Raw genomic sequence first — 26,985 nt, 5'->3', positions numbered from 1 at the left:
CCGTATGGCCGCCGTGAGTATCGTCGCTGCGCTGGGTCTGGGGTACGCCATCCCGGCCTCGGCGGACCAGCTGGACGATCGCAAGCAGGAGCTCTCCAGCCAGATCGACACCGCCTCGTCGTCGATGGGGGAGTCGAGCCAGGCCCTGCAGGATGCCGTGGCGCGACTGGAGACGTCCCAGGGCCAGCTGTCCGCAGCCGAGGCGACCCTGGCCCGGACCCGCGACGAGGTCGCGGGGGCGAAGGCCGAGGATGCGCGACTGGCCGCCTCGCTCGTCGACGCGGAGGCGGAACTGGCCACCGCCGAGGCGGCCGTGGCCGCCGGAGAACGGGCGATCGCCGGGCAGCGGGCCATGATCGGCGGGATCGCCCGCGAGCAGTACCAGCGCCAGCACAACCTGATGGGGGTCGCTCTCCTCGTCGGGCAGGGCTCCTCCGCGGGGTTGCAGACCCGCATCCAGTTGTCGACGACCATGATGGACACCAACCAGGCCCAGCTGGACCGGTTGAACGAGATGCAGACCACCCTCGAGACGGCCCGGGCGGCCAAGGTCGAGGCGCAGCAGAAGGTCGCCGCGCAGAAGGATGCCGCGGCCCAGGTGCTCGCCTCGCTGAAGGAGCTGGAGGCCGCCGAGGCCCAGCAGCAGGCCTCGGTGTCCGCGGCCGTCGCGGCGAACAAGAGCGCCCAGCAGGCCGCCCAGGAACAGGTGGACGCGGACAAGAAGGCGTACGAGCAGCTCAGTACGGAGCGCGAGAAGGTCAACGCCGACATCGTCGCCCGTGACGAGGCAGCAGCCAAGGCCGCCGAGGCCAAGGCGGAGGCGGACCGAAAGGCTCGCGAGGCGGCTGCCGCCCAGGCCGCCGCCGAGGCGGCCAAGGCCGCCAGTGCGGCGAAGCCGGCCGCGCCGGCAGTCACCTCATCCAACGTGTCCGCGGGCACGAAGACCAGCTCGTCGGCCGCCAAGGTCACCAACAGGCAGTCCTGGGCCGGGCTGATCATGCCCGTCGCGGGCGCCCCGATCACGTCCGTGTACGGCATGCGGGTGCACCCGATCACCAAGATCTACAAGCTGCACGACGGCACCGACTTCGGTGCCGCCTGCGGCACCCCGATCCGTGCGGTCGCGAACGGCAGGGTCAGCCAGCGCTACTACAACGCCGGCTACGGCAACCGGCTGTTCATCGACCACGGGACCCTCGGTGGCAAGCGCACCACCACCGCCTACAACCACCTGTCCCGCTACAACGTCTCGGTCGGCCAGACGGTCAAGCAGGGCCAGGTCATCGGGTACGTAGGCACCACCGGCTACTCGACCGGCTGCCACCTGCACTTCATGGTCTGGCGCAACGGGCAGATGGTGAACCCGCAGACGGTCCTCTGACCCGGCGTCGACAGACAACCCCGAACGAGCAGATTCCCCGCACAGCGAGCGGCGCGCCGGACCGACCGGCGCGCCGTTTGTGGTCTCTGGGATGATGGCGCCATGGCGAAGGAGACCGGCACGAAACTCGTGGCGCAGAACAAGAAGGCGCGGCACGACTACACGATCCACCAGACGTACGAGGCCGGCATCGTGCTCCAGGGCACCGAGGTCAAGTCGCTGCGGGAGGGCCGCGCGTCGATCGTCGACTCCTTCGCGACCGTCGACGACGGCGAGGTCTGGCTGCGCCAGGCCAACATCCCCGAGTACAGCCACGGCACCTGGACCAACCACTCGGCACGGCGCACCCGCAAGTTGCTGCTGAACCGCAAGGAGATCGACCGGCTCGAACGCGACCTCAACGGCTCGGGCACCACCCTGATCCCCCTGAAGATCTACTTCAAGGACGGCTACGCCAAGGTCGAGGTCGGTGTGGCCACCGGCAAGAAGGAATGGGACAAGCGCCAGTCCCTGGCCGAGCGCGATGCCCGCCGCGAGACCGAACGCGTACTGTCCGCCCGTCGCAAGGGCCGTCGATGAAGCGCCGCTGCTCCGGTCGCCTCGGCGGGGTGCTCGCCGCCCTGTTCGTCCTGCTGGCCGTGGTTGCCCCCGGCCTCGCCACGCCGGCACATGCCGCCGGCGACCAGGTCGACTCCTTCGCGATCGACTACGTGGTCCGCACCGACGGCACCGTCGACGTCACCGAGCGCCTCGTCTACCGCTTCGGGACCTCCTCGGGCCGGCACGGCATCGACCGCTACCTCGTCACCCGCGAGCCGGAGAGCAACGACACCAGCAAGGACGTCTCGTACGAGTACAGCAACATCAGGGTCTCGAGCCCGGACGCGCCGGCCCAGTACAGCACCTCCCCGGTCACGGCAAGCCAGCCACGGACCGAGTACCTGCGGATCCGCATCGGCGACCCCAACCGGACGATCAGTGCCCCCACCGCGACGTACGTGCTCAACTACACCATGCGCGGGGCACTGCGCAGCCAGAGTGCGTACGACGAGTTCTACTGGGATGCCACCGGCTTCGAGTGGCAGGCGCCCCTCAATGACGTCGCCGTCAGCGTCACGGTCCCCCAGGGCGCCACGGACGTGGCCTGCTACGTGGGCCCGCCGAAGAGCACGACCCGCTGCGACAGCTCCACCCTCACCGATGGGGTCGTGCAGGTCAGGCAGCGGACCGTCCAGCCGGGTGAAGGGCTCACCGTCTCTGCGAAGATCAGGTCCGGCCTGATCAGTGACAACAAGCCGATCATCGTTCCCAGCGCCCAGGCACAGCAGCAGCGCCAGGTCACCACCGCCGCCGGCCTGACCGGGGCGAGTGCGCTGGTGGCCGCGGTCGGCGGCGCCCTCCTGGTTCGCTCGCGACGGGACAAGCGCTACGTCGACCTCCCACCGGGCGTCGTTCCCCCACGTGGCCAGGAGGGGCGGGTCGGCCCGTCGCCCCGTGGCATCCAGGTCCCGGTCTCGTTCAGCCCGCCGCCCATCTCGGTGGCAGAGGCGGGACTGCTGATGGACGGCAAGCTGGAACCGCGGGAGACCGCGGCCACCCTCGTCGACATGGCCGTGCACGGCGTGCTGAAGCTCTCCGGGGATGCGGAGAGCGGGTACGTGGTCACCCTGGTCGATCCGCTCGCCGTCCGGTCCCAGCACGAGGCGGTGCTCGTCGACACCCTCTTCCCGGGTGGACGTCCCGGCCGGTCCGTCCAGCTCGGCACCGCGGGGGAGCTGACGGCCGCGCACGACTCCATGGTCGCCTCGCTGCGACGCGAGGTGGAGTCCTACGGCTGGTTCACCCACGTCCCGGCGGGTGGTCGCCGGATCCATGTCCCCGGCTTCAGCCGGGGCATCTTCGGCCTGGTGGTGCTGAGCTCGTTCCTGATGAGCACCGGCATCCTGGGCAACATGGTCCTGCTGCTGCCGCTGGTCCCGATCGTGATCGCGGTACTGGTGGTCCGGCGCCTGCTCCAGCGCGGGCAGCGTACGGCCCTGGGACGCGCCCTCACCGACCAGGGCGAGGGGTTCCGCGAATACCTCGCGACGGCCGAGGCCGACCAGATCCGCTTCGAGGAGGGGGAGGACATCTTCTCGAAGTACCTGCCGTGGGCGATCAGCTTCGGGCTGGCGGACCGGTGGGCCAGGGTCTGTGAGCAGCTCGTCGAAGCCGGCCGGCTGCCAGAGGTCCACCCTGACTGGTTCGTCGGGCCGTTCTACCTGCAGACGTTCTCCTGGGTCGGGTTCGCCGACGCGGTCGGCACGACAGTGGGACCCCCGCCGGTGGACCTGTCGGGCTCGGGTACCGGCTTCGGCAGCGGGGGAAGCGCCTTCGGCGGCGGCGGTGGCTTCGCCGGCGGCGGTGGTGGCGGCGGTGGCGGCGGCTCCTGGTGATCCGGTTTCCCGGGTGTTCTTCAGGGGCGGAGTCAGGGCTGAGCCCGATTGGTCCGTTGTGTGGCTGGTGGCATGGTTGAAGGCATGAACCCGGCGTACGAACACCCCAGTCTCAACCTCCTCGTCTCGGACGAGCAACGGGACCGTGCCGTGGACTGGCTGCAGCGTGCCTACGCCGACGGCCGGCTCACCGAGAGCGAGCTGGACCAGCGGCTCGACCAGGTCTTCACGGCCCGCACCCGCAAGGACCTCAACCTGGCCTTCTACGGACTGGTACAGCCCTCCCAGCCGTCACAGGCCCTCGGGATCCATCCGGCGTACGCCCCGCTGGTCGGGGCTCGCACCCAGGACGTCGCCGGGCGTGGCATCGGTGCGTTCAGCCACTTCTCGGCCCTCTTCACCTGGATCTTCGGTCCGCTGATCGGCTACGTCGTCGCTCCCGAGGGATCGGAGGCCAAGCGCCAGGCCGCGAGCGCGTTCGACTTCACCCTGATCAGCACCGGCGGCATGATCGCCGGCGGCATCCTTGCCGCCATTGCGGACCCGTTGGGCTTCGTGGCGGGGATCGTGGCGCTGACCTGGTTCGTGCTCACCGTCGTCGGGGGCGTCAAGGCCGCGACCGGGGAGCCGTGGGAGAACCCGGTGCTGAAGCTCGTGCCGTTCCGGATCCTGTCCAAGCCGGAGCCCAAGCGGCTGGGCCGCTGACGCCTGAGCCGAGCGGGAATGGACGCCTGGTCCGATGCGTTACACTGGGTGTCGGCGTGGTCAACCGGTCCCTCAGGGGTATCGGCACCGCGCACAACTCAACAGGGGATGATCGGTTTCGACATGGGAGTGTTGTCCCAGGAGAAGCGGGCCGAGGATCCAGGGTCAACTCGTTAATGCCCCCTGGAAACCAATAAGTGCCAACAATAAGCGCACTGACTTCGCTCTCGCTGCCTGAGCAGTGATCGAAGGGTCAGCCCGGGAGTGTTTCCGACCCGGTGCCTGGCCTAATCAAGGAAACTCACCTATCGCCTTGCGTCACAGGGCGTGATGGGGACATTTACTGTGACTGGGCTCGTCCACCACTTGCTGGCGTGAGGGTGGGAGCCGAGTAGAACGCCTAGCCAGATGCGCCCGGAGAATGTCTGAGCTGCCTTTCATGGACCGGGGTTCGATTCCCCGCATCTCCACCCCTTGTTGACGAACAGGCGTCCCGCATCCGCGGGGCGCCTGTTCGCGTTTCGCCGGGTCCAAGCCTCCCCGGTGCCGAGCGTTCCCACGTAGTGGGCGTTCCATCGCGCTGATCGTTCCGTCGGGCCCGCACCGTAGGATCACTGCGTGCTCGATTCCCTCGTCCTCGCCCATCTGGTGGTCGCGGTCACGCTCGTCGTGGCCGCCGTCGGCAAGTGGCGCCACCCCGACCTCGACGACACGGCCTTCGCCGGGGCCGGCCTGCCGGAGTGGATCAACTCCGCCTTCGTCCGTCGGTGGCATCCCGTGGCGGAGCTGGTGCTGGGCCTGGGCATGATCCTGGTCCCGGCTCCGTGGAACCTGCTGTTCGTCGTCGGTGGCGCGGCCCTGGTCGCGGCCTACCTCGTCCTGGTCGTCGTGGCGCTCCGGGCCCCGGAGCCCGTCTCGTGCGGGTGCTTCGGTGCCGATGACAGCGCACCGGTCTCGGGCCGCACCCTGGCCCGCAACGTCGTCCTCGCCCTGGCCGCCGCAGTGGCACTCGTCGACGCTGCCCTCGGCGGCTCGGTGCTGGGCCGGCTGGCCGACGCGACTGTCTGGGGATGGCTCGCAGGTGCCCTGCTCGCCGTCGCGGTGACCTACCTGGCGACCTCGTCCACCACGGCTGCCCCGGCCGGCGCCGAGGCCGGCCCGGCCCCGCTCCCAGCCCTGCCGGAGGGGGAGGACGACCTGGAGGAGTACGTCCGGTCCGAGATCCCGGACGTGGAGATGCTCGATCCGGACGGCCACAGCGTCAACCTCCGCGGCATCGTCGCCGGCGGGGCGCAGCTGCTCGTCTTCCTGTCCCCGGGCTGCGGCTCCTGCCTCGGCATCGCCCGGGACCTGCCCCGCTGGCGGGAGCGGGACCTGCCGATCACCGTGCGCCCGGTCGTGCACAGCAACTGGATCGACTCGCCGGGGACTCCCGTCTGGGTGGAAACCGCCCTGGTCGACCAGGACGGTGCGGCCGCGGCGGCGCTCGAGGTCCGGGGAACCCCGGGGGCGGTCCTGCTGGGCGCCGATGGCCTCCTCGCCGGTGGCCCGGTGCTCGGGGCACCGGCAGTGCGCGAGTTCTACGTGGAGATCGCCGAACAGCTTGAAGGTGCGGCCGAGTCCTTCTGAGCGGGGCCACAATGGGTCCGTGGAGGTTCTGCGACCGCAACGAGGAGACCTGCTGGTCTCCTCCGTCGATGTGCGCGACGGCGGCTTCTTCGAGCAGACGGTGATCTACCTGATCGATGCCGATGACGACGGTGCGCTGGGAGTGGTGCTGAACAAGCGCGCCGACCTGGCCCTGGAGCGCGTCCTGCCCGACTGGGCCGACATCGTCAGCGTTCCCCGCGTGCTCTACCGTGGCGGCCCGGTACTGCCCGAGGGGGCCGTCTGCCTGGCAAGTGTCTCGGACATCGAGGAGGAGCCTCCGGGCTGGCGGCAGGTCTCGGACCGGATCGGCCTGCTGCACCTGGACACCCCCGTCGAGCTGGTCCGCGGGGCGTACGACGACATCCGGATCTTCGCCGGGTACGCAGGGTGGTCCCCCTGGCAGCTGGAGACCGAGATCGGCCGGGGGCTGTGGTACGTCCTGCCCTCCACGTACACCGACATCTTCGGCAAGTCGCCCTGGAACCTGTGGCGCGAGGTGCTGCGGCGCCAGGGCGGTGAGCTCGCGTTGTACGCGACCTGGACCGACTCCCCCCACCTGAACTGAGCTCGTGGCGCCGCCCCGGTTGGTCAGGAGGGGGCGGAGCCCGGACGGACGGCTAGGATGGGCAGGCCGAGCCAGACAAGGAGTACAACACTGTGCCGAACGGTGCCCGACCCGCCTCGCGGGCCATGATCCTCGTGGTGGACGACGACGCCGCGCTGGCGGAGATGCTGCAGCTCGTGCTCCAGCAGGAGGGGTTCGAGACCGCTTGGTGCGGCCGTGGAGACACGGCGATGGACCTGCTGCGGGAGGTCCAGCCCGACCTGGTGCTGCTCGACGTGATGCTGCCCGGCAAGGACGGCGTCCAGATCTGCCGCGAGATCCGTGCCGAGTCGGACGTCCCGGTGGTGATGCTGACCGCGAAGAGCGACACCACCGACGTGGTCGCGGGCCTCGAGGCCGGCGCCGACGACTACATCGCCAAGCCGTTCAAGGCCAAGGAGTTGATCGCGCGGGTGCGCACCCGGTTGCGCCGGCTGCCCGCCGAGTCCGCCCAGGAGACCCTGGCCATCGGTGACCTGGTGATCAGCGTCGAGGCGCACTCGGTCCGCCGGGGCACCACCGAGATCGCCCTGACCCCGCTCGAGTTTGACTTGCTGCTCGCCCTGGCGCGCAAGCCCCGCCAGGTGTTCAGCCGCGAGGTGCTGCTGGAGCAGGTCTGGGGCTACCGCCATGCGGCCGATACCCGCCTGGTCAACGTCCACGTCCAACGCCTGCGCTCCAAGATCGAGAAGGACCCGGAGCACCCGCAGATCGTGGTGACGGTCCGAGGGGTCGGCTACAAGGCGGGCGCCGTCGACCAGCAGGTGGGCTGACCCGATGAGCGTCGCCGGGGTGGTCGCCGGCCGGCGCCGCCACTGGTGGCGGCCGATGGGCGACGCCCTTGCTCGCTTCTTCCGCCACCCGCAGGCGGTGTGGCGCGGCTCGCTGCCACTGCGGGTGGTCGTCACCACCGTGCTTGCAACCACCGTCGTGCTGGTGCTGGCCGGGTTCCTGCTCATGCAGCAGGCGGCCGACGGCGTGGTGAGCGGCAAGCGACGGGCCGCGATGGCCGAGGCCGAGATCGCCTTCGACAGCGCCCAGGCCCAGATGTACACCGGCGACCTGGCCGCCGGAAACGTCAACGAGATACTCAGCAAGATCGCCATCGACCTCGACCAGCGCGGGGCGGTCGGTGGCCAGTACCACGTCCTGGTCCAGGGCTCGGTCTCCAGCTTCCGCTCCGGCTCGATGGAACCGGAGTCGGTGCCGGCGTCCCTGGCGACGCAGGTCGGCAGCGCAACCGGCATCTGGGCCGCCTCCACCCAGATCGTCTACACCGACGGACGGACCGAGGCCGGCTGGGTGGTCGGCTCCGCCCTCAACGCCCCCGGCGCGGGCAGGTTCCCCGTCTACCTGGTCTTCCCGATGTCCCAGGAGCAGGAGACCCTGCAGGTGCTCCGCGGCGCGGTGATCACCACCTGGGCCATCCTGGTCGTCGCGCTGGGGCTGATCTCCGCCTCAATCGCCCGGCAGGTCGTCATACCGGTCCGGGCCGCCCGGGAGGCCGCCGAGGCATTGGCCTCCGGCAACATGGCCGACCGGATGGTGGTCCGTGGCAGCGACGACGTCGCCCGCCTGGCCGCCTCGATGAACAATATGGCCTCCGAGCTGCAGACCCGGATCAGCCAGCTGGAGAACCTCTCCCAGGTCCAGCAGCAGTTCGTCTCCGATGTCTCCCACGAGTTGCGTACCCCCCTGACCACCGTGCGGATGGCCGGCGACTTCATCTACGAGGCCCGCGACGACTTCGACCCCGCGACGCGGCGCTCGACCGAGCTGCTGCACAACGAGCTCGACCGCTTCGCCTCGCTGCTGGACGACCTGCTGGAGATCAGCCGCTTCGACGCCGGGGCCGCGGTGCTCACCACCGCCACGATCGACCTCGTCGAGGTGGTCGAGGCCGAGGTCGAGGCCCAGCACGCGCTCGCCGAGAGCAAGGACACCCCGATCCTGGTTCATGCCGAGGGCCCCACGTACGTGGAGGCGGACTCGCGCCGGATCCAGCGGATCATGCGCAACCTCATCACGAACGCCATCGAGCACGGCGAGTCCCGGCCGATCGACATCACCGTGCTCGGCGACGAGCGGGCGGCCGCCATCACCGTCCGCGACCACGGCGTCGGTTTCGAGGCCGAGCAGGCCCGGATGGTCTTCCACCGGTTCTGGCGCGGCGACCCCTCCCGGGCCCGCACGGTGGGCGGGACGGGCCTCGGCCTGGCCATCTCGATGGAGGACGCCCGCTTGCACGGCGGCACGCTGAACGCCTGGGGGCGCCCCGGCCAGGGCGCGCAGTTCCGCCTGACCATCCCCCGGACCCCCGGCGGGGTGGTCGAGGTACCGCCGCTGCCCGTGGTGCCACGCGACATCCTCGAGGCCCAGGCCCTGGGCGGCGGCCGCCTGCCGTCCGAGGGTCCTGCCGGCGACGGTGCGGCGTGACCACCCGGGTCCGGCTGCTGCGCGTCGTCGCCGCGCTGGCCCTCACACTCACCCTGGCCGGCTGTGTCGCGATCCCGCGGACCGGTCCGGTCATCCGGGCCGACCAGACCACCACGCGCCCCAGCTCCCAGGTCGAGATCGCCCCCCAGCCCCCGGTCACCGATGCCTCCCCGCGCCAGGTCGTGGAGGGGTTCCTGCAGGCGATGGCCGCCTACGAGCCCGACTACTCCACCGCCCGGCTCTACCTGGCACCCGCCGTACGGGAGACCTGGCAGCCGGCCTCCGGCGTAACGGTGTATGCCGACGGACACGCCCCGACCGAGTCCAACGGCGCGGTCGTCCTCGACGCCCCCGTCGTCGGGCGGATCGACACGCGCAACGCCTACACGCCGGTGACCGACAAGATCAGTACCGACTTCGGCCTGCAACGCGGGGCCGACGGCCAGTGGCGGATCGCCCGGCCGCCGCAGGGCCTGCTGGTGTCCCAGTTCGTCTTCGAGAACTTCTTCCAGCACCTCAACCTCTACTGGCCCGAGCCCGGTGGCCAGTTCCTCGTCCCCGACCCCGTCTCCATGGCCCAGGGCCGGGTGTCCGCCACCACGCTGGTGGACGCCCTGATGGCCGGGCCCGGTGACTGGATCGCACCGGTGGTGCACAGTGCACTGCCCGGGGGTGGCCGCCTCAATGCCCCCGTCTCGGTCGACGGGTCGGGCGTGGCGAAGGTGGACCTCGCGGGGGAGATCGGCGCCCTGGACCAGCAGCAGCGTCGGCTGCTCGTCGGCCAGGTCACCTGGACCCTGGGACAGCTACCGACCGTGAAGGGCGTACGTTTCCTGCACGACGGCACGGACTACCCGGTCGGCGACCTGGCGGACCAGGGCGGGGTCGTCCCGATCGGCGCGCTGCCCACCCTGTCCGCAGTGCCCTCCGTCCTGGACAACCACTTGTTCGCCGTGTCCGAGGGGCGCGTGGTGCGCATCGACCAGGGCGATCCGACAGCTCCCGCCGCCCCCATCGCCGGGATCTTCGGGCAGGCGGGTCAGGGGCCCGAGGGACTCGCCGTCACCGCGGCTGGTGACGCCGTCGCGGTGGTCACCGCTGGGGCGACCAGGGTCACCGGGGTCGACCTGGCCACCGGCGACAGCACCTTCGACTTCTCCGGCTTCAGGCAGCTCCTGCGTCCCCAGTATGCCCGTACCGGGGAGCTGTGGCTGGTTTCCGGCGCGCCGGGGGAACAGCGGATCCAGGTCGTCGTCGACGGCCAGGTGCGCGAGGTGTCGGCCGACATCCCGCCGGCCGACCGGATCACCGCCTTCCGGCTCTCCCCGGACGGTGTCCGGCTGGCACTGGTGATCGAGAGTGGGGGCCGCAGTCACCTCGCCCAGGCCCGGATCGGCCGCCAGGACGGCAGGATCCACGTCGACGGCCTCCGGGTCGTGCCCTTGGTCACCACCGCCCAGACCGAACTGACCGGGATCAGCGACGTCGGCTGGATCGGTCCGGGACAACTCGTGGTGCTGGCGACCACGGAGGAGGCGACCCAGCCGAGCCCCTACCGGCTGGACCCGAACGCGATCACCGTGGCACAGATCGGCCAGGCGGACCGCTGGCAGGCGACCGGGATCGCCACGCTCGCCAACCCCGGGACGACCCGGATGGTCATCGTCGGCGACCAGGGCCGGGCCTGGCGCTACGAGGACGACTTCACCTGGCCGCAGGTCTCCCGCAACGTCACCGCTGCCGCCTATCCGGGCTGACCGTCCGCCTCTCCGTCCACCGACCGGCCCGGACCGCCGGGGTTCTCCACACCTGGACAGCCGGGCTGCCGCGATCGGGGTGGCACGGCCCACCCTCGCCCCATGGGGGGATCGATCGCGGATGCGGCGGCGGACCTGCTGCTCGGGCGCACCTGCGCCGGGTGCGGCCGGCCCGGGGCCCTGGTCTGCCCCGCTTGCCGGGTCTGGTTCGAGGCCTACGGCCCCAGGATCGTACGGCCCCGGCCCACCCCGCAGGGGCTTCCCATGACGGTGGCCTCGGCTCCCTACGCCGGACCGGTCCGCGGCATCGTCCACCGCTACAAGGAGGCCTCGGCATGGGCGCTCGCCGGGCTGCTCGCCGACCGCCTTGCACTGTCGGTGCTGGCCCTGCTGCACCGCTGCCTGGAGGACGGGCTGTGGCGGCCCGGCGCCGTCGTACTGGTGCCCGCCCCGTCCCGACGGTCGGCCGTGCTCAAGCGGGGCAGTGACGTGACGGCCAGGGTCGCCGCGCTGGCAGCCTGCCGGGTGGGTGCTGCCACCGGGCTGCAGGTCAGCAGCCGTCGTACGGTCACGATGGCCCGCCGCACCGAGGACCAGGCCGGCCTGGGGGCGGAGGCGCGCCTGGCCAACCTGCGGGGACACCTGGTCGTACGCCCCGGGCGCGCGGACCTGGGCGCAGCCACCGTACTGGTGGACGACGTGATCACCACGGGCGCGACGATGGCCGAGCTGGCCCGGGTGCTGCGGCAGTGCGGCGTACGCGTGCTGGGCGCCGCCACGGTCGCCGCGACGCCGCGGCAGGCGGACCGGACCCTCAGCGCGCCAGCCGGCGACGGGCAGCGGTGACGAACAGCTGGGAACGCTCGGCCCGCCAGACACTCCAGACCCCGGCCCCGGTGGCCCGGGAGTCGGCTTCGGTGAGGGCGGCGAGCAGGTCGAGCTGGTCCGGGTCCTCGTCGACGGCGGCGCACAACTGTGCCACGGCCGCGGGGTCGCTGCTGTCGGCACGGGCCGCGAGCAGGGAAAGGGCCAGGTGCTCGCGGACGAGCCGCACCACGGTCGCGGTCGTCTCGGGATCGGCGCCGAGGTCCGCCAGTGTCGTCGCGGCGATCTCCGCCCCCACGATGCTGTGGTCACCGGCCCCTGCCACCTTGCCGACGTCGTGCAGCAGCGCGGCCAGCAGCAGCAGATCGGGGCGCGCGACCCGGTCGACCAGCTCGGAGGCGATGGCGACGCACTCCAGCGAGTGCCGGTCGACGGTCCAGCGGTGCACCGAGTTGCGCTGGTGGCGCGACCTGATGGCCTCCCAGGCCGGGATCCAGCGGCCGATCAGGCCGGCATCGTCCAGGGTGTCCCAGACGACGAGCAGGGGCCGTCCGCTGGCCAGCAGGGCGACCAGGGCGGCCCGTGCCTCCGCCGGCCAGGGACGGGGCAGGTCGGGCACCTGGGTGGCCAGGTTGCGGGCGGTGACGGGGGAGAGCGGCAGGTCGAGGGTCGCCGCGTGCCGGGCCAGCGCGAGCGGCAGCAGCGGATCGTCGAGGTCGGCCCCGCGGCCGAGCACCACCTCGCCCTCGTGTACGTACGCACCGTCGCCCAGCGGGCGCAGGTCGGGGCGTCGGACGGAGGGTCCGACCCTCGGCGCGCGGGCACGCAGCGCCCGTCGCATGGTCTGCTGGAGTTCCCGGGCCACCGTGCGGCCGGCCTGCGAGACCCGCCGCAGCATCTCCTCGGTGTCGACGCCGAGCCTGGCGGCGACCGCGTCGTGCTCCTCCAGGACCAGCTTGTTGCGCGGCCGCCCGGTGGCGACCTGCAGGGCGTCCCGGGTGTCGAGCAGGACGTGGTGGGCGAGGTCCGCCTGGTCGTGGGCGTAGTCGGCCAGCCACGAGGCGGCGAGGGCACGCAGCAGGGTCATGTCGCGCAGCCCGCCCTCGCCCTCCTTCAGGTCGGGATCGAGGGTCTGGTCGACGTCACCGTTGCGGGCGTGGCGTTCCCGGATCGACTCCTCGAGCTCCGGCAGCCGGCGCCGGGCATCCGTACGCCAGTCGGCGGCCAGCACCGACCGCAACCGGCTGACCACCCGGTCGTCGCCGGCGATGCAGCGGACGTCCAGCGCAGCCGCGGCGGTGGCCAGGTCGGCCCGGGCGGTGCTCCTCGACTCCTCGACCGTGCGCACCGCGTGGTCCAGGCCGAGACGGCTGTCCCACAGCGGGTACCACAGGCGCTCGGCCAGCAGCGACACCTGCTCGGGCTCGAGGGTGCAGCGCTCGTCGAGCAGCAGCTCGAGGTCGAGGTCACTGAGCGGTCCGGACTCGCGCCGGGCCAGGCTCCCAGCGCAGGCCAGCGCGATCCCCGGTCCGGTCTGGATCGGGTCGGCATGCCCAGTGGTGGCCGCGACCCACAGGTCGTGCAGCCAGTGCTCCGTCAGCGCGGTGACGTGGGCCCGGGACAGGGCGCCGGCGCCCCGGCCCGAAGGCTGCGGGGCGCCGGCGATCCGGAGCCTGTCGGCGCGGATGGAGGAGGTGGTGGTGACCATGGTCACAGGGCGTCGACGCCTCGTTCGCCGGTCCGGACCCGGACCACCTCGTCGACCGGGGTGATCCAGGCCTTGCCGTCACCGATCTTGCCGGTGCTGGCCTGGGTGGTGACGGTCTCGAGGACGCGCTCGACATCGGCGTCGTCCACGAGCACCTCGAGGCGGATCTTCGGGACGAAGTCGACGACGTACTCGGCGCCGCGGTAGACCTCGCTGTGGCCGCGCTGGCGACCGTAGCCGGCGACCTCGGAGACCGTCATTCCGGTGATCCCGATCGCGAGCAGGGCTTCCTTGACGTCGTCGAGGCGGTGGGGCTTGATGATGGCGGTGACGAGCTTCATGCCTTGTGCTCCTTGGAGATGATGCCGGCGCTGGGGAGGTTCGAGCCGTGCGGGAGGGTCGTCCCGCTCGTCGCGGCGGTGAGATCGTACGCCTGCTCGGCGTGGATGGCGATGTCGAGGCCGGCCCGTTCGATGTCATCGCTGACGCGCAGGCCCATGGTGGCCTTGATGGCCAGGGCGATGACGAGCGCGACGACGAAGGAGTAGACCAGCACCGCGAACGATCCGACGGCCTGGCGTCCGAGCTGGCCCAGTCCGCCGCCGTAGAAGAGACCGGCGACACCGGCCGGCGAGCTCGGGGCCGCCAACAGGCCGATCAGCAGGGTGCCGACCAGACCACCGACGAGATGGACACCGACGACGTCGAGCGAGTCGTCGTAGCCGAAGCGGAACTTCAGCGGTACGGCGAGGGCACAGATGGCCCCCGCGAGCACACCGATGGCGAGCGCGCCGATCGGGGAGACCGAGTGGGCCGCCGGCGTGATGCCGACGAGTCCGGCGACCAGACCCGAGGCGGCACCCAGGGTGGTCGCGTGTCCGTCGCGGACACGCTCCACGATGAGCCAACCGATCACGGCTGCTGCAGCCGCGCCGAGGGTGTTGACGAAGGCGGTGGAGGCGATCCAGTTGGCGCCCAGAGCCGAACCGGCGTTGAAGCCGAACCAGCCGAAGAAGAGCAGGGCGGAGCCGGTCATCACCGAGACCAGGTTGTTCGGTCGCATCGGCACCTTGCCGAAGCCCTGGCGGCGTCCCAGCACCAGTGCGAGGGCCAGGCCCGCGGCGCCGGCATTGATGTGGATGGCGGTGCCACCCGCGAAGTCGATCGCCTTCAGCTGGTTGGCGATCCAGCCGCCGACCACCGAGCCGTCGGAGGAGCTGAAGGCGAACACCCAGTGCGCCACGGGGAAGTAGACCAGCACCACCCACGCGACCATGAACACCAGCCAGGCGCTGAACTTCATCCGGTCGGCGACAGCACCGGAGATCAGTGCCGGCGCGATCACGGCGAACGCCGCCTGGAAGACCACGAAGGCGAGGCTGGGCACCGTGCCCGAGACCGCCGACTGTGACATCAGCCCGCGCAGGCCGAGGAACTCGAGGGGATTGCCGAGGAGCCCGGCGCCCCCGATCGAGTTGCCGAAGCTCATCGAGTAGCCGAAGAGGACCCACAGCACCGCTACAACCGCCAGCGCCGAGAAGGACATCATCATCATGTTCAGGGTGTTCTTCGTACGGGTCATGCCGCCGTAGAACAGGGCCAGTCCGGGTACGGTCATCAGCAACACGAGCGCAGCGCTCATCAGCACCCAGGCGGTGTCGCCGGTATCGATCACGTTGGTCATGCCGATAGTCAATCCGGCGTCTGTTTCCGCGGACCGGTCCTCGTGTTACAGCCCCGTGAGCGGTCGGACCGATGTGTTGCGTTTCGGTTTCGGGATGGTCGTGATCATGTCAGGAAGCTGTCGAAACATATGACTTGGGGCAACGCGCTGGTGGGGGATCGGGGTCACGGGTAGCGTGGGTGCATGGCACCGGTATCCCGAGCATCCGGACGGCAGGACCCACGGGTCCTGGCAACCAGCGAGGGGATACGCGGTGTCTTTCACATGTCAGGGGCCGATCCGGAGCCTGTCAGCAGACGGGCAGTCGGCCGTTGTGGAAATTGGAGGTTGCCATGGACGTGAACGTCACTGGCCGGCACACCAAGGTGCCCGAGGATTACAGGCTGCACGTGCTGGACAAGATCGGGAAGATCGAACGCCTGCGGGATCGCGTGATCCGGGTGGACGTCCAGCTCTCGGCGTACGGAACCGAGAAGCAGCCCAACCAGACCTACCGAACGGAGATCACCCTCCTCTCGAGAGGGCCCGTCGTACGCGCCGAGGCGTCCGACGCGGACAGGTTCGCGTCCTTCGAGATGGCGATGGACCGGTTGCGCGCCCAGCTGCGCCGGGCCTCCGACCGTCGCAAGGTGCACCACGGACGCCACCGTCCCACCGCCCTGCACGAGGCCGCCGCGGAGCTGCCGGAGCTGTCGCTGGCGCCGGCCGACGAGGGCGGAGAGTCCGAGACGCACAACGTGGCCGGTATCGAGGTCACCGGTGACGGACCCCTGGTGGTGCGCGAGAAGTCGCACCCGACGACCCCGATGACCCTGGCACAGGCACTCGACCAGATGGAACTGGTCGGCCACGATTTCTTCCTCTTCCAGGACGCCGACGCCGGCGTCGCGAGCGTGGTCTACCGACGAAAGGGATACAGCTACGGCGTGCTCCGCCTCGACGGGGAGAACGTTGCGGAGAAGGTCGGCTGACCCCAGCCGCCCACCGCGGGTCGTGATGGCCCGAAAGCAGAGAACAGGGGGCCGGTCCCGGAAGGGGCCGGCCCCCTGTCTGTGCAGCGGGGTCAGTGGTGCGGCGTCAGTGCTGCGGGGTCGTGACCGGGATCAGCTGATCTTGGTCTCGGACCGGTCGGCGGACCACTCGGTGTGGAAGGTGCCGTCCTCGTCGATCCGCTTGTAGGTGTGCGCGCCGAAGAAGTCACGCTGGCCCTGGATCAGGAACGCGGGCAGGCGCGGCGAGCGGGCGCTGTCGTAGTAGGCCAGGGCCGAGGAGAACACCGGCGCCGCGACGCCGGCCTCGATCGCCCGGGTGAGCGTACGGCGCCACCCGGCCTGCACGTTGCCCATGTCCTCCACCAGCGAGGGGGCCTCCAGCAGGTTGGTCAGGCTGTTGGCGGCGTACTCGTTGGAGATGCGGTCCAGCAGCTTGGCCCGGATGATGCAGCCGGCCCGCCAGATCTTGGCGACCGCGGCGACATCGATGTCCCAGCCGTACTCCTGCGCGCCGACCCGGATCAGGTCCAGGCCCTGCGAGTAGGCGACGACCTTCGAGGCCCACAGCGCCTGGCGGACGTCCTCGACGAAGGCGTCCCGGTCCTCGACCTTGATGGTCTGGTCCGGACCCTGCAGCAGCGGCTGGAGGGCCTTGCGCAGCTCGGGGGCGGAGGAGACCGAGCGGGCGAAGACGGACTCGGCGATGGCGTTCAGGTCCACGCCGAGCTCGAGGGCGATCTGTGCGGTCCAGGAGCCGGTGCCCTTCTGGCCGGCGGCGTCGACGATGACGTCGATCAGCGGCTGGCCGGTCTTGGCGTCGACCTGGTCGAGCACCTCGGAGGTGATCTCGATCAGGTAGGAGTCCAGTTCACCGGTGTTCCACTCGCGGAAGATGTCGGAGATCTCCGGGACGGTCAGGCCGGCGGCGCGCAGCAGGGCGAAGGCCTCGCCGATGCCCTGCATGTCGGAGTACTCGATGCCGTTGTGGACCATCTTGACGAAGTGGCCGGCGCCGTCGGTGCCGATGTAGGTGCAGCACGGCTCGCCGTTGTACTTGGCGGAGATGTCCTCCAGCAGCGGGCCGAGGAACTCGTACGAGTGGGCGGAGCCGCCGGGCATGATGGACGGGCCGTTGAGGGCACCCTCCTCGCCGCCGGAGACGCCGACGCCCACGAAGTGGATGCCCTGGTCGCGCAGGGCGATCTCGCGGCGCTGGGTGTCCTTGTAGAAGGCGTTGCCGCCGTCGATCAGGATGTCGCCGTCCTCGAGCAGCGGGGCGAAGGTGTCGATGGTGGCATCGGTGGCCGCACCGGCCTTGACCATCATCATGATCCGGCGGGGCTTCTCCAGGCTGGCGACGAGCTCCTCGGGCGTCTTCGCCGCGATGAAGCCGGTCTCCTCGCCGTACTTGGACATCACGTGCTCGGTCTTCTCGTAGCTACGGTTGAAGATCGCGACCTTGTGCCCGTGGTTGGCGAAGTTGCGAGCGAGGTTGGAGCCCATCACCGCCATACCGACGACGCCGATGCTTGCGAGTTCACTCATGGGTGATGCCTTTCGTTGCGTTCCTATGGGGCGAGGCGCGACCTGCGCGCGAGGTAGGGAGGGGCGTCCACAGCCGCCGGCTGGGAGTCCTGCACCCGATCATGCCGAGCATCAGGCACCTGCGGGGGCTTGTTGCCAGGTGTTTTCCCAGATCCGGTCCCACCGGTTCCGACGACTTGGAAGTCGTTCGGCGGGATGGCGCCGCAGAATCGGTCCGTACCACTAGTCTGGGGGCTGACGAACCGACGACTTCCTTTGGCTATGGAGGCAATGCAACGTGGGGGCTGAAGCAGACGACGGGACGACCGGCGGGAGGCCGACCGCGGCTCCCACGATCTATGACGTCGCCCGCGAGGCCGGGGTATCGCCTTCGACCGTGTCCCGGGCGCTGTCCCGGCCCGGGCGGGTCAGCTTCGAGACGGCCGAGCGGATCAGGCACGTGGCGGCCGAGCTCGGCTACCACACCAAGGCCATCACCCGCACGATGCCCGAGCAGACCACCAAGCTCCTGGCCCTGGTCGTGGCCGACATCGCGAACCCGGTGTACCTGGGCATGATCCGCGGTGCGGAGCGTACGGCCAAGGAACTCGACTACACCATGCTGCTGGTCGAGACCCAGGAGAACGAGCGGTTCGAGTCCGCCCTGCTGGACCGGATGATCCCGGTCGTGGACGGCATCATCCTGGGCGCCTCGCGGCTCGCGGACGTCGACATCCGACGGCTGGCCAAGCAGATCCCGCTGGTGGTGCTGAACCGGCAGGTGGGGCAGGTCACCTCGGTGAGCAGCGACAACCTGCGGGCCGTCAAGCGTGCCGTCGAGCACCTGGGCGAGCTGGGTCACACGACGGTGACCTACCTGGCCGGCCCGGAGAACTCCTGGTCCGACGGCGTGCGCTGGCGGGGGCTGCGCGAGGCGGGACTGGAACTCGACCTGCGGGTGCGCCGGGTCGGGCCGTACATCCCCTCGATCAAGGGCGGGGCCCAGGCCGCGCAGGAGTGGATGGAGCACCGGACCAGCGCGGTACTGGCGTACAACGACCTGATGGCGATCGGCTTCATGCGCCAGTTGGCGCTGAACGGGGTCGACGTGCCACGGGACGTCAGCGTGATCGGCTTCGACAACATCTCCGAGGCGTCGCTTATCCGGCCGCGGCTGACCACGATGGCCGCCCCGCAGGTCACGCTCGGCGCGACCGCGGTGAACCACCTGCTGCGCCAGCGGCGCCAGCCGGTCGAGCAGGGGGATCCGGTCCTGCTGCCGGTCAGGCTGATGGTGCGCGAGTCGACCGGGCCGGCGGCGCCCGACGGTTCCACCGGCTCCGCCGTGCGCCGCTGACCCACTGCGATCCGTTCAGCCCTTCGGCCGCTCGGACTCCAGCCGGTAGAGCACCTCACCGGCGTGGGGTTCGACGAAGGTGCCGGGTTCCTTGGCCAGTTCGTCCAGGTCCATGGTCGCGGGGTCGATGTACTCCAGCGCCACCGACTCGACGACCTCGCGCGGGATGCCGGTCGCCAGGGCGACCCGTACCCGGTCGGTCTCGACGCCCGTCTCGGCGTCGTACGAACCGGGACCGCGCAGGTGGGTGGAGTGGGCGAGCTCGCCCCACGGGTGGTCCTTGAACTTGTCCCACTGCTTCACGAAGTAGTCGATCGTGTGGTAACCGATGTCGAGCAGACCCTTGTGCATCACCGAGATCTCGGTGATGTGCGGGGCGTAGATCACCAGCAGCCCACCGTCGGCGACGATCGGCTCGAGCTTGTAGAAGCCCTTGGCGGCGGTCCAGATGTCCTCGTACTTCTTCGGCATCACGGAGATGACCTTGTCGTAGGCCTGCTCCTTGTAGACCACGTGGGTCTGCACGGCCACGTCGGCGCAGGCGGCCCAGGCGTCCTCGGAGACGCCGAAGGAGACCGCCTGGAGGACCTCGGAGTTGGACTTCACCACGAAGCACAGCGCGTACCGGTCGGCCGGGATGAGCCGGCAGGCCTCGTTGATCAGGGCGCGCACGGGGCTGACCGGGCGGGTGCCGATCATCGCGTGGGTGCCGATCAGGGCACCGACCCAGTGCGACACGTCGATCACCGAGTGGACCGACAGCCCCGGGAAGAAGTACTTGTTGCCGCCGGAGATGCCGACCACCTCGTGCGGGAAGATCGGTCCGATCACGATGTCGATGTCGGCCTCGGCCGCATGGCGGTTCAGCTCCACCTTCATCGGCACGCCGTGCAGCCGGTCACCGGACAACTCGGTGACCCGCTCGGCCGGGACCGTGCCCAGGTCGGTGATCTGGTCGGCCTTCCAGAACTCGTGGTTGAGGATCTCCAGCCCGGGGTAGACGTCCTCGGAGTGGCCTGCCTCGTAGCCGAAGAAGGCTGCGATCGACTCCTCGGACATCGCTTGGTGCGTGCCGAGCGCGATCACGGCCTTCATCGAGGCGACGCGGCCCTGCAGGGCCTTGTGCACCGGCCCGAGCAGCAGGGGGAGGGGACACGTACGGGTGGCGTCGGGAACGATCAGGCACACGTTCTTGCCGTCGACGTCGAGCCCGTTGATCGCCTCGGTCACGAAGGCCTCGACCTGCTCGGTGGAGAGGATCTGGTCGGGGCCGCCGACGAAGGAGGCCTTGCTGGCGTCGCCGGCGTACGTGCCGTACGCGTGGTCGACGGGGGGATTGGTGGCGATCATGGCACCAACGTTCCACCAAACCACCCGACAGACAAGCAGATCCGCGCAAAATGGCGCCGAACGGGCAACTAGCGGCAACCCGTTGCCGCAATCTTCGGCCGATCGGAAACATGGGTGTCATGCCTGAGCCAATGATGGAACTGCACCCTGATCGCCTCCTGCCGCCGGACCCAGGTGTCCGTGACATCGCCAGGCGCCTCTATCAGTCGGTCCAGGACCTGCCGATCATCTCCCCCCACGGACACGTCCCGCCCCAGTGGATGGCGGACGACATCAACTTCGAGGATCCCACCTCGCTGCTGATCACTCCTGACCACTACGTGAACCGGCTGATGCACGCCCACGGAGTGGAACTGTCGACGCTGGGTGTCAACCAGAAGGACTTCACCGCCGACCAGAAGCGCGAGGCCTTCCGGACCCTGTGCAGCATGTGGCCCATCTACCGCGGTACCCCTGTCAAGTACTGGTTCGAGCACACCTTCTCCGAGGTGTTCGGCATCACGCAGGTGCCCAGCGCCGCGACGGCCGATGCCATCTATGACCAGATCGACGCCGCGATCAAGACTCCCGAGTTCTCCGTCCGCTCGCTGTACCGCAAGTTCAACATCGAGGTCATGGCGACGACCGATGACCCCTGCGACGACCTGCACTGGCACCAGCAGTTGATCGACGACCCGACCTGGGACGGTCGCGTGCTGCCGGCCTTCCGCCCGGACAAGTACCTCGAGCCGGCCCGCCCCGACTGGAACGAGAGCACGGACCGGCTGGCCGAGGTCTCCGGCGAGGACACCTCCACCTGGCAGGGCTGGGTGGCCGCGATGGAGAACCGTCGCGCCTACTTCAAGGCCCACGGCGCCACCTCGACCGACCACAGCCACTCCGACGCCGGCACCGAGGTGCTGCCGGTCACGGAGGCCGAGCGGATCTACCTGGCCGCCCGGGCCGGCACTGCCTCGGTCGAGGAGTGCACCGCGCTGCGTCGCCACATGGTCACCGAGCAGGCCCGGATGGCGTGCGATGACGGCCTGACCATGACCATCCACCCGGCTGTGGTGCGCAACCACGACCCGGAGGCTTTCGAGTCGTACGGTGCCGACGTCGGCGCCGACATCCCCCACGCCGTGGAGTTCTCCCGCGCCCTGCAGCCGATGCTGTCGCGCTACGGCAACCACCCGAACTTCACCTTCGTCGCGTTCACCATGGACGAGACCGTGTACAACCGGGAGCTCGGCCCGCTGGCGGGCTACTACCGGTCCGTGTACGTCGGCGCGCCCTGGTGGTTCATCGACGCCCCGGAGAGCATCAGCCGCTTCCGCGACAACGTGACGACCTCCGCCGGCCTGCTCAAGACCTCCGGCTTCATCGACGACACCCGGGCATTCTGCTCGATCCCGGCCCGCCACGACATGAGCCGGCGCCTTGACGCCGGGTTCCTCGCCAACCTGGTGGCCGTCCACCGCCTGACCGAGGACGAAGCGGTCGAAGGCATCCATGACCTCGTAGTGACCTGCCCCCGAAAGGCCTTCAAGCTGTGAGCACCGCACCCCGCCTGAACCGTTCCCTCCCGGGCATGCCGCCGGCACCGCCGGTCCGGATGATCCACATGGGCATCGGCAACTTCCACCGGGCCCACCAGGCCTGGTACACCGCCCACGCCGAGGACTCCGCAGACTGGGGCTACGCCGGCTTCACCGGGAACAGCCCGAAGATCTCCGACGCGCTGGCCCCGCAGGACGGGCTCTACACGCTGGTCACCCAGGGCTCCGACGGCGACCACCCGGAGGTCATCGGGGTCATCTCCGAGGTCCACCCGGCCTCCGACCACGCGGCTCTGCTGGCGAAGTTCGCCGACCCGCAGGTCGTGGTGGTCACCATCACCGTCACCGAGCAGGGCTACCTGCGCGGCCCCGACGGAGGCCTCGACCTGTCCCAGCAGGTCGTCCAGGACGACATCGCCGCAGCCAAGGCCGACCCGCGTGCCGTGGTGAGGTCCGCCCCGGCCCGCATCGCCGCAGGGCTGGCCGCCCGCCGCAAGGCCGGCGCCGGTGCGATCACGATCCTGTCCTGCGACAACCTGCCGGCCAACGGCGAGGTCGCCCAGCGCGTGGTCTCCGACTTCGCGGCGGCCGTCGACCCGGCCCTGGCCGAGTGGATCGCCGGCAACGTCGACTTCGCCACCTCCATGGTCGACCGGATCACCCCGGCCACCACCGAGGGGCTGCAGGCCCGCGTCGAGGAGCTGTGCGGCTGGACCGACGCCTCGCCGGTCCCGACCGAGCCCTTCCACGAGTGGGTCGTCCAGGGGTCCTTCCCCGCCGGCCGCCCGAAGTGGGAGACCGCCGGAGCAAAGCTGGTGGACGACGTCGAACCGTACGAGCAGCGCAAGCTGTGGCTGCTCAACGGGTCGCACACCCTCATGGCGTACGCCGGCCCGATCCGGGGACACGAGACAGTCGAGCAGGCGATCAAGGACCCGAAGGTCCGCGCCTGGGTCGACACGTTCTGGGCGGAGGCGTCGCGCTACCTGACGCTGCCGGCCGACGAGAACGCCGACTACCGCCAGGCGCTGGTGGAACGGTTCGAGAACCCGAACATCCGGCACAACCTCGCCCAGATCGCGCACGACGGCTCCACCAAGCTGGTCGTCCGTACGATCCCCACGATCCTGAACGAGCGTGCGGCGGGCAACCTGCCTCGCGGCTGCGCGACCACGGTCGCCGCCTGGGTGCTGCACCTGCGCGGACTCGGTGCCCCGGTCGCCGACAAGCTGGCGGGTCCGGCGCTGGAGGCGGCGAACTCCGGTGGGCTGGAGGTCGCGGTCCCCAAGGTCCTCGACACCCTCTCGCCCGGCCTCGGCCAGGATGCCGAGCTCGTCGCCCTGGTCCTCGAGCAGGCGGCGGCCATCCAGGCCGACTGATCGGCGCAGGGGCGCGAGCACGGCAGGCAGGTCCTCGGGGCGGGTTCCGACCCGTCACGGGACCTGCCTGTTCGTCGTCCCCGGGACCGGTGCCATTTGTTGCGGTGATCAGCACAACAGTCCTCCGGGGTACCGCCGGTGCGGCCACCCCATCCCGTACGCTCGGAGCGGAATCGAACCCACCGGGCCGCCGGAGCACCTGCGACGGCCACCAGGCCCACCACCATCCGACGAAGGAGAACACATGGGCACCGAGCACATGGAGGAACTGACCCCCGACGCGTGCTGGCAGCTGCTCGCCCAGCACGAGTACGGCCGGTTGGCCTACGTACTGGACGGTGAGGTGAACATCGTTCCGATCAACCATGCCGTGGTCGACGGCCAGATCGCCTTCGAGACCGGTCAGGGCTCCAAGCTGCTGGGCATCGACGAGCAGGTCACCGTGGCGTACGAGGTGGACGACATCACCGCGGAGCAGGGGACCAGCGTCGTGGTCCGTGGTTTCGTCGTCTCGTTGGAGGGTGACGAGGCCAAGGCGGCCGAGCAGGACGTCCACCCGTGGATCGGCACCGCCAAGATCGAGACCATGGCGATCGTGCCCTCGACGGTGACGGGACGCCGTTACACCTTCCCGCGCGACTGAGTCGGGTGGGACGGGCTTCCCGGAAGCCCTACGATGGGGGACGTCCGCCCTTGGCGGGCGTCCCTCGTCGTCCCATGAGAAAGTGCTGATTCCGTGGCAGTCCTGGACAAGCTCCTGCACATGGGCGAAGGTCGCATCCTTCGCCGGCTCAAGACCGTCTCGGAACAAGTGAACCTGATCGAGCCGGACTTCGTCGCGATGACCGACGAGGAGCTGCGCGGACAGACGGGCGAGCTGCGCCGACGGATCGACAACGGCGAGACCCTCGACTCGATCATGCCCGAGGCATTCGCCACCGTGCGTGAGGCCGCCAAGCGGGTGATGGACAAGCGCCACTACGACGTCCAGATCGAGGGCGGGGCCGCCCTGCACTGGGGCAACATCGCCGAGATGAAGACCGGTGAGGGCAAGACCCTGGTCTCCACGCTGCCGGTCTACCTGAACGCGCTCTCCGGCAAGGGCGTGCACGTGGTCACGGTGAACGACTACCTGGCCCGCCGTGACGCCGAGTGGATGGGCCGGGTGCACCAGTGGCTGGGCCTGTCGGTCGGCACCATCCTGGCCAACATGGACCCGGCAGAGCGGCGCAAGGCCTACCGCAACGACATCACGTACGGGACGAACAACGAGTTCGGCTTCGACTACCTGCGCGACAACATGGCGCTCACGCTGGATGCCTGCGTCCAGCGCGGCCACCACTTCGCGATCGTCGACGAGGTCGACTCGATCCTGGTCGACGAGGCCCGTACGCCGCTGATCATCTCCGGCCCGGCGGAGGAGAACCGGCAGTGGTACCCGGTCTTCGCGACCCTGGTCGGCCGCAAGCTGGTCCTGGATCGTGACTACGAGGTCGACGAGAAGAAGCGGACCGTCTCCATCCTCGAGCCCGGTATCGACAGGGTCGAGGACGAGCTCGGGATCACCAACCTCTACGAGTCGGCGAACACCCCGCTCATCTCGTACCTGAACAACGCGATCCGGGCCAAGGAGCTGTTCAAGAAGGACCGCGACTACGTCGTGATCAACGGCGACGTCCTGATCGTCGACGAGCACACCGGCCGTACCCTCGCAGGCCGGCGCTACAACGAGGGCCTGCACCAGGCGATCGAGGCCAAGGAGGGGGTCGAGGTCCGCGACGAGTACCAGACCCTGGCCACCATCACGCTGCAGAATTACTTCCGGATGTACGACAAGCTCGCCGGCATGACGGGCACGGCGAAGACCGAGGAGTCCGAGTTCCAGAAGATCTACGGACTGTCGGTCATCCCGATCGCGACCAACCGGCCCCTGGTCCGGATGGACGAGAAGGACCTGATCTACCGGACCGAGAAGGCGAAGTTCCTCGCCATCGTCAAGGAGGTCGTGGAGCGCCACGAGAAGGGCCAGCCGGTGCTGATCGGCACCGCCTCGGTGGCCAAGTCCGAGGTGCTCTCCACCCTGCTGCACCAGGTCGGGGTGCGCCACGAGGTACTGAACGCCAAGAACCACGAGCGGGAGGCCGCGATCGTCGCCGAGGCCGGCCGCAAGGGGGCCGTCACCGTGGCCACCAACATGGCCGGCCGCGGTACCGACATCATCCTCGGCGGCAACCCCGAGTTCCTCGCCGACAAGTCCCTGCAGGACCGGGGGATCGATCCGCTGGAGAACTCCGAGGAGTACGAGGCGGCCTACCCGGAGGTGCTGGCGCACTACGAGGAGCTCGGCAGGACCGAGCACGAGGAGGTCGTGGCCCTCGGTGGCCTGTACGTCCTCGGCTCCGAGCGCCACGAGTCCCGGCGCATCGACAACCAGCTGCGCGGCCGCTCCGGTCGCCAGGGCGACCCGGGCGAGTCCCGCTTCTACCTGTCGCTCGAGGACGACCTGATGCGGCTGTTCAAGTCCGACATCGTCGACTGGGTGATGCAGGCACTGAAGATCCCCGACGACCAGCCGATCGAGAACAAGCGCGTCTCGAAGTCGATCCAGCAGGCCCAGGAGCAGGTCGAGTCGCAGAACTTCGAGATGCGCAAGAACGTCCTGCGCTACGACGACGTGATGAACCGGCAGCGCCACGCCATCTACGGCGACCGCCGCAAGGTCCTCGAGGGCGTCGACGTCTCCCAGCAGTTGCGCGACGCGACCGACCAGGTCGTCGAGGGCTACGTGCGCGAGACCACCGCCACCGGCTTCTCGGAGGACTGGGACCTGGATGCGCTCTGGGCACAGGTCGGCACCCTGTACCCGGTCAGCCTCGACATCGAGGAGTACCGCGGGCTGAACCTGACGACCGACGAGCTGGTCCAGGACTTCCAGGCCGACGCCCAGAAGGCCTACGACGCCCGTGAGGAGTCCCTCGGCGAAGAGAACATGCGCGAGCTGGAGCGGCGGGTGCTGCTGACGGTGCTGGACCGCAAGTGGCGCGAGCACCTCTACGAGATGGACTACCTGCGCGAGGGCATCGGCCTGCGCGCGATGGCCCAGCGCGACCCGCTGATCGAGTACCAGCGCGAGGGTGCGGAGATGTTCAAGCAGATGATGTCCGCCTTCATGGAGGAGGTCGTCGGCTACCTGTTCAACCTCGAGGTCACCGTCACCGAGCAGCCGCGCGTCGGCATCGTCCGCAACGCCCAGGGACAGCCCATCGTGATCGGCGCGGCGACCGGCCAGGACCAGGACGGGTCCGGTCAGGCAGCGAACGAGTCCGGCCTGGCGCAGGACGAGGCGGAGCCGGTGACGGACTCGACGGTGGAGTCCCCGGAAGTGGGGTCCAGCGAAGCGGAGTCCCGCGAAGCGGAGCCGCAGGTGGCGGAGGCGCACGCCCCCGCCCCCGAGTTCCGGGCCCCCGGCCTGGAGAGCGCCGGCCGGATCCCGCTGACGTACACCGCCCCGGACGAGGGTGGCGCCGCCCAGCAGAGCGCCGACGTGCGCGCGCAGGTGCGGGCGACCGACCCGTACGCCGGGGTGGGGCGCAACGAGCAGTGCCCCTGCGGTTCGGGCAAGAAGTTCAAGTACTGCCACGGCAGGAAGGCCTGAGGGCA

21 protein-coding genes and 1 other RNA gene are annotated in these 26,985 nt (G+C 69.9%); 17 read left to right on the top strand and 5 right to left on the bottom strand.

Annotated features, from left to right (window positions below; genetic code table 11):
- Positions 1-13: 13 nt before the first annotated feature.
- The 11 genes from GA0111570_RS09320 (at position 14) to GA0111570_RS09270 (ending at position 11,814) form a co-directional block, all read left to right on the top strand.
- On the top strand, positions 14-1,381 hold the full coding sequence (locus tag GA0111570_RS09320; protein ID WP_139283201.1) for a M23 family metallopeptidase: 1,368 nt from the start codon (positions 14-16) through the stop codon (positions 1,379-1,381).
- 102 nt (positions 1,382-1,483) lie between these two features.
- Positions 1,484-1,960 (top strand): SsrA-binding protein SmpB, encoded by a 477-nt coding sequence (gene smpB / locus GA0111570_RS09315; RefSeq protein ID WP_092609738.1) that lies wholly within the window; start codon positions 1,484-1,486, stop codon positions 1,958-1,960.
- Positions 1,957-3,816: a DUF2207 domain-containing protein gene (locus GA0111570_RS17325; RefSeq protein ID WP_175557422.1), complete on the top strand. Its 1,860-nt coding sequence runs from the start codon at positions 1,957-1,959 to the stop codon at positions 3,814-3,816. The genes smpB and GA0111570_RS17325 overlap by 4 nt, the downstream gene beginning before the upstream one ends.
- Before the next feature lie 72 nt (positions 3,817-3,888).
- Positions 3,889-4,521 carry a DUF1707 and DUF4870 domain-containing protein gene (locus tag GA0111570_RS09305; protein WP_092609735.1) on the top strand — a complete coding sequence of 211 codons (633 nt, stop codon included), beginning with the start codon at positions 3,889-3,891 and terminating at the stop codon, positions 4,519-4,521.
- A 104-nt stretch (positions 4,522-4,625) separates the two neighbouring features.
- Positions 4,626-4,994, top strand: a transfer-messenger RNA (tmRNA) gene (gene ssrA, locus GA0111570_RS09300).
- 145 nt (positions 4,995-5,139) lie between these two features.
- Positions 5,140-6,150 carry a TlpA family protein disulfide reductase gene (locus tag GA0111570_RS09295; RefSeq protein WP_092609732.1) on the top strand — a complete coding sequence of 337 codons (1,011 nt, stop codon included), beginning with the start codon at positions 5,140-5,142 and terminating at the stop codon, positions 6,148-6,150.
- Positions 6,151-6,169: 19 nt separating this feature from the next.
- Positions 6,170-6,736: a YqgE/AlgH family protein gene (locus tag GA0111570_RS09290; RefSeq protein WP_245703103.1), complete on the top strand. Its 567-nt coding sequence runs from the start codon at positions 6,170-6,172 to the stop codon at positions 6,734-6,736.
- A gap of 125 nt (positions 6,737-6,861) precedes the next feature.
- Positions 6,862-7,548 (top strand): MtrAB system response regulator MtrA, encoded by a 687-nt coding sequence (gene mtrA, locus GA0111570_RS09285; RefSeq protein WP_092610220.1) that lies wholly within the window; start codon positions 6,862-6,864, stop codon positions 7,546-7,548.
- A 4-nt stretch (positions 7,549-7,552) separates the two neighbouring features.
- Entirely contained in the window at positions 7,553-9,211 is a 1,659-nt protein-coding gene (gene mtrB / locus GA0111570_RS09280; RefSeq protein WP_175557421.1) for an MtrAB system histidine kinase MtrB, read from the top strand.
- Positions 9,208-10,968, top strand: coding sequence for an LpqB family beta-propeller domain-containing protein (locus tag GA0111570_RS09275; protein ID WP_092609726.1), 1,761 nt, complete (start codon positions 9,208-9,210; stop codon positions 10,966-10,968). Before mtrB ends, GA0111570_RS09275 begins: the two co-directional genes overlap by 4 nt.
- Before the next feature lie 102 nt (positions 10,969-11,070).
- A complete protein-coding gene (locus GA0111570_RS09270) occupies positions 11,071-11,814 on the top strand; it encodes a ComF family protein (RefSeq protein ID WP_092609723.1) in 744 nt (247 codons plus the stop codon).
- Here GA0111570_RS09270 and GA0111570_RS09265 read toward each other — a convergent pair.
- From GA0111570_RS09265 to GA0111570_RS09255, 3 genes are read right to left on the bottom strand one after another with little or no spacing between them, the layout of a single operon-like run.
- Positions 11,783-13,501, bottom strand: a complete 1,719-nt coding sequence (locus GA0111570_RS09265; protein WP_092609720.1) for an HD domain-containing protein — start codon at positions 13,499-13,501, stop codon at positions 11,783-11,785. The genes GA0111570_RS09270 and GA0111570_RS09265 overlap by 32 nt on opposite strands.
- 2 nt (positions 13,502-13,503) lie before the next feature.
- The gene (locus GA0111570_RS09260; protein WP_092609717.1) at positions 13,504-13,842 is read right to left on the bottom strand and encodes a P-II family nitrogen regulator; all 339 of its coding nucleotides are present in this window, start codon (positions 13,840-13,842) and stop codon (positions 13,504-13,506) included.
- Entirely contained in the window at positions 13,839-15,185 is a 1,347-nt protein-coding gene (locus tag GA0111570_RS09255) for an ammonium transporter (RefSeq protein WP_092609714.1), read from the bottom strand. Before GA0111570_RS09255 ends, GA0111570_RS09260 begins: the two co-directional genes overlap by 4 nt.
- 332 nt (positions 15,186-15,517) lie before the next feature.
- Here GA0111570_RS09255 and hpf point away from each other — a divergent pair, with 332 nt between their 5' ends.
- Positions 15,518-16,156: a ribosome hibernation-promoting factor, HPF/YfiA family gene (hpf, locus tag GA0111570_RS09250; protein WP_092609711.1), complete on the top strand. Its 639-nt coding sequence runs from the start codon at positions 15,518-15,520 to the stop codon at positions 16,154-16,156.
- A gap of 132 nt (positions 16,157-16,288) precedes the next feature.
- Here the strand turns inward: hpf and gndA are convergent, their stop codons facing one another.
- A complete protein-coding gene (gene gndA / locus GA0111570_RS09245) occupies positions 16,289-17,722 on the bottom strand; it encodes an NADP-dependent phosphogluconate dehydrogenase (protein ID WP_092609708.1) in 1,434 nt (477 codons plus the stop codon).
- Positions 17,723-17,999: 277 nt separating this feature from the next.
- On the opposite strand from gndA, the gene GA0111570_RS09240 reads away from it, so the two are divergent.
- Positions 18,000-19,058 carry a LacI family DNA-binding transcriptional regulator gene (locus tag GA0111570_RS09240; RefSeq protein WP_092609705.1) on the top strand — a complete coding sequence of 353 codons (1,059 nt, stop codon included), beginning with the start codon at positions 18,000-18,002 and terminating at the stop codon, positions 19,056-19,058.
- A 15-nt stretch (positions 19,059-19,073) separates the two neighbouring features.
- On the opposite strand, the gene GA0111570_RS09235 is transcribed toward GA0111570_RS09240, so the two are convergent.
- A complete protein-coding gene (locus tag GA0111570_RS09235) occupies positions 19,074-20,408 on the bottom strand; it encodes a lactate racemase domain-containing protein (protein WP_092609703.1) in 1,335 nt (444 codons plus the stop codon).
- Positions 20,409-20,527: 119 nt separating this feature from the next.
- Between GA0111570_RS09235 and uxaC the strand changes: the two genes are divergently transcribed.
- The 4 genes from uxaC (at position 20,528) to secA (ending at position 26,980) form a co-directional block, all read left to right on the top strand.
- Positions 20,528-21,943 carry a glucuronate isomerase gene (uxaC, locus tag GA0111570_RS09230; RefSeq protein WP_092610214.1) on the top strand — a complete coding sequence of 472 codons (1,416 nt, stop codon included), beginning with the start codon at positions 20,528-20,530 and terminating at the stop codon, positions 21,941-21,943.
- Entirely contained in the window at positions 21,940-23,325 is a 1,386-nt protein-coding gene (locus GA0111570_RS09225) for a mannitol dehydrogenase family protein (protein ID WP_217634094.1), read from the top strand. Before uxaC ends, GA0111570_RS09225 begins: the two co-directional genes overlap by 4 nt.
- A 244-nt stretch (positions 23,326-23,569) precedes the next feature.
- The gene (locus tag GA0111570_RS09220; RefSeq protein ID WP_092609679.1) at positions 23,570-23,968 is read left to right on the top strand and encodes a pyridoxamine 5'-phosphate oxidase family protein; all 399 of its coding nucleotides are present in this window, start codon (positions 23,570-23,572) and stop codon (positions 23,966-23,968) included.
- A gap of 120 nt (positions 23,969-24,088) precedes the next feature.
- Positions 24,089-26,980 (top strand): preprotein translocase subunit SecA, encoded by a 2,892-nt coding sequence (secA, locus tag GA0111570_RS09215; protein WP_483880030.1) that lies wholly within the window; start codon positions 24,089-24,091, stop codon positions 26,978-26,980.
- The last annotated feature ends 5 nt before the right edge of the window (positions 26,981-26,985 follow it).

Origin of the sequence: Raineyella antarctica, from assembly GCF_900092135.1 — a bacterium.
GTDB lineage: Bacteria > Actinomycetota > Actinomycetes > Propionibacteriales > Propionibacteriaceae > Raineyella > Raineyella antarctica.
Note: the sequence above shows the minus strand (reverse complement) of the source record. Positions and strands in the feature narration are given on the sequence as shown.

Excerpts from the sequence above, each read along its gene's own strand:
- smpB (WP_092609738.1), top strand. The coding sequence starts at position 1,484 with ATGGCGAAGGAGACCGGCACGAAACTCGTGGCGCAGAACAAGAAGGCG.
- GA0111570_RS17325 (WP_175557422.1), top strand. The coding sequence starts at position 1,957 with ATGAAGCGCCGCTGCTCCGGTCGCCTCGGCGGGGTGCTCGCCGCCCTG.
- GA0111570_RS09305 (WP_092609735.1), top strand. The coding sequence starts at position 3,889 with ATGGTTGAAGGCATGAACCCGGCGTACGAACACCCCAGTCTCAACCTC.
- mtrA (WP_092610220.1), top strand. The coding sequence starts at position 6,862 with ATGATCCTCGTGGTGGACGACGACGCCGCGCTGGCGGAGATGCTGCAG.
- mtrB (WP_175557421.1), top strand. The coding sequence starts at position 7,553 with ATGAGCGTCGCCGGGGTGGTCGCCGGCCGGCGCCGCCACTGGTGGCGG.
- GA0111570_RS09270 (WP_092609723.1), top strand. The coding sequence starts at position 11,071 with ATGGGGGGATCGATCGCGGATGCGGCGGCGGACCTGCTGCTCGGGCGC.
- GA0111570_RS09265 (WP_092609720.1), bottom strand. The coding sequence starts at position 13,501 with ATGGTCACCACCACCTCCTCCATCCGCGCCGACAGGCTCCGGATCGCC.
- GA0111570_RS09260 (WP_092609717.1), bottom strand. The coding sequence starts at position 13,842 with ATGAAGCTCGTCACCGCCATCATCAAGCCCCACCGCCTCGACGACGTC.
- GA0111570_RS09255 (WP_092609714.1), bottom strand. The coding sequence starts at position 15,185 with ATGACCAACGTGATCGATACCGGCGACACCGCCTGGGTGCTGATGAGC.
- hpf (WP_092609711.1), top strand. The coding sequence starts at position 15,518 with ATGGACGTGAACGTCACTGGCCGGCACACCAAGGTGCCCGAGGATTAC.
- gndA (WP_092609708.1), bottom strand. The coding sequence starts at position 17,722 with ATGAGTGAACTCGCAAGCATCGGCGTCGTCGGTATGGCGGTGATGGGC.
- GA0111570_RS09235 (WP_092609703.1), bottom strand. The coding sequence starts at position 20,408 with ATGATCGCCACCAATCCCCCCGTCGACCACGCGTACGGCACGTACGCC.
- uxaC (WP_092610214.1), top strand. The coding sequence starts at position 20,528 with ATGCCTGAGCCAATGATGGAACTGCACCCTGATCGCCTCCTGCCGCCG.
- GA0111570_RS09220 (WP_092609679.1), top strand. The coding sequence starts at position 23,570 with ATGGGCACCGAGCACATGGAGGAACTGACCCCCGACGCGTGCTGGCAG.
- secA (WP_483880030.1), top strand. The coding sequence starts at position 24,089 with ATGGGCGAAGGTCGCATCCTTCGCCGGCTCAAGACCGTCTCGGAACAA.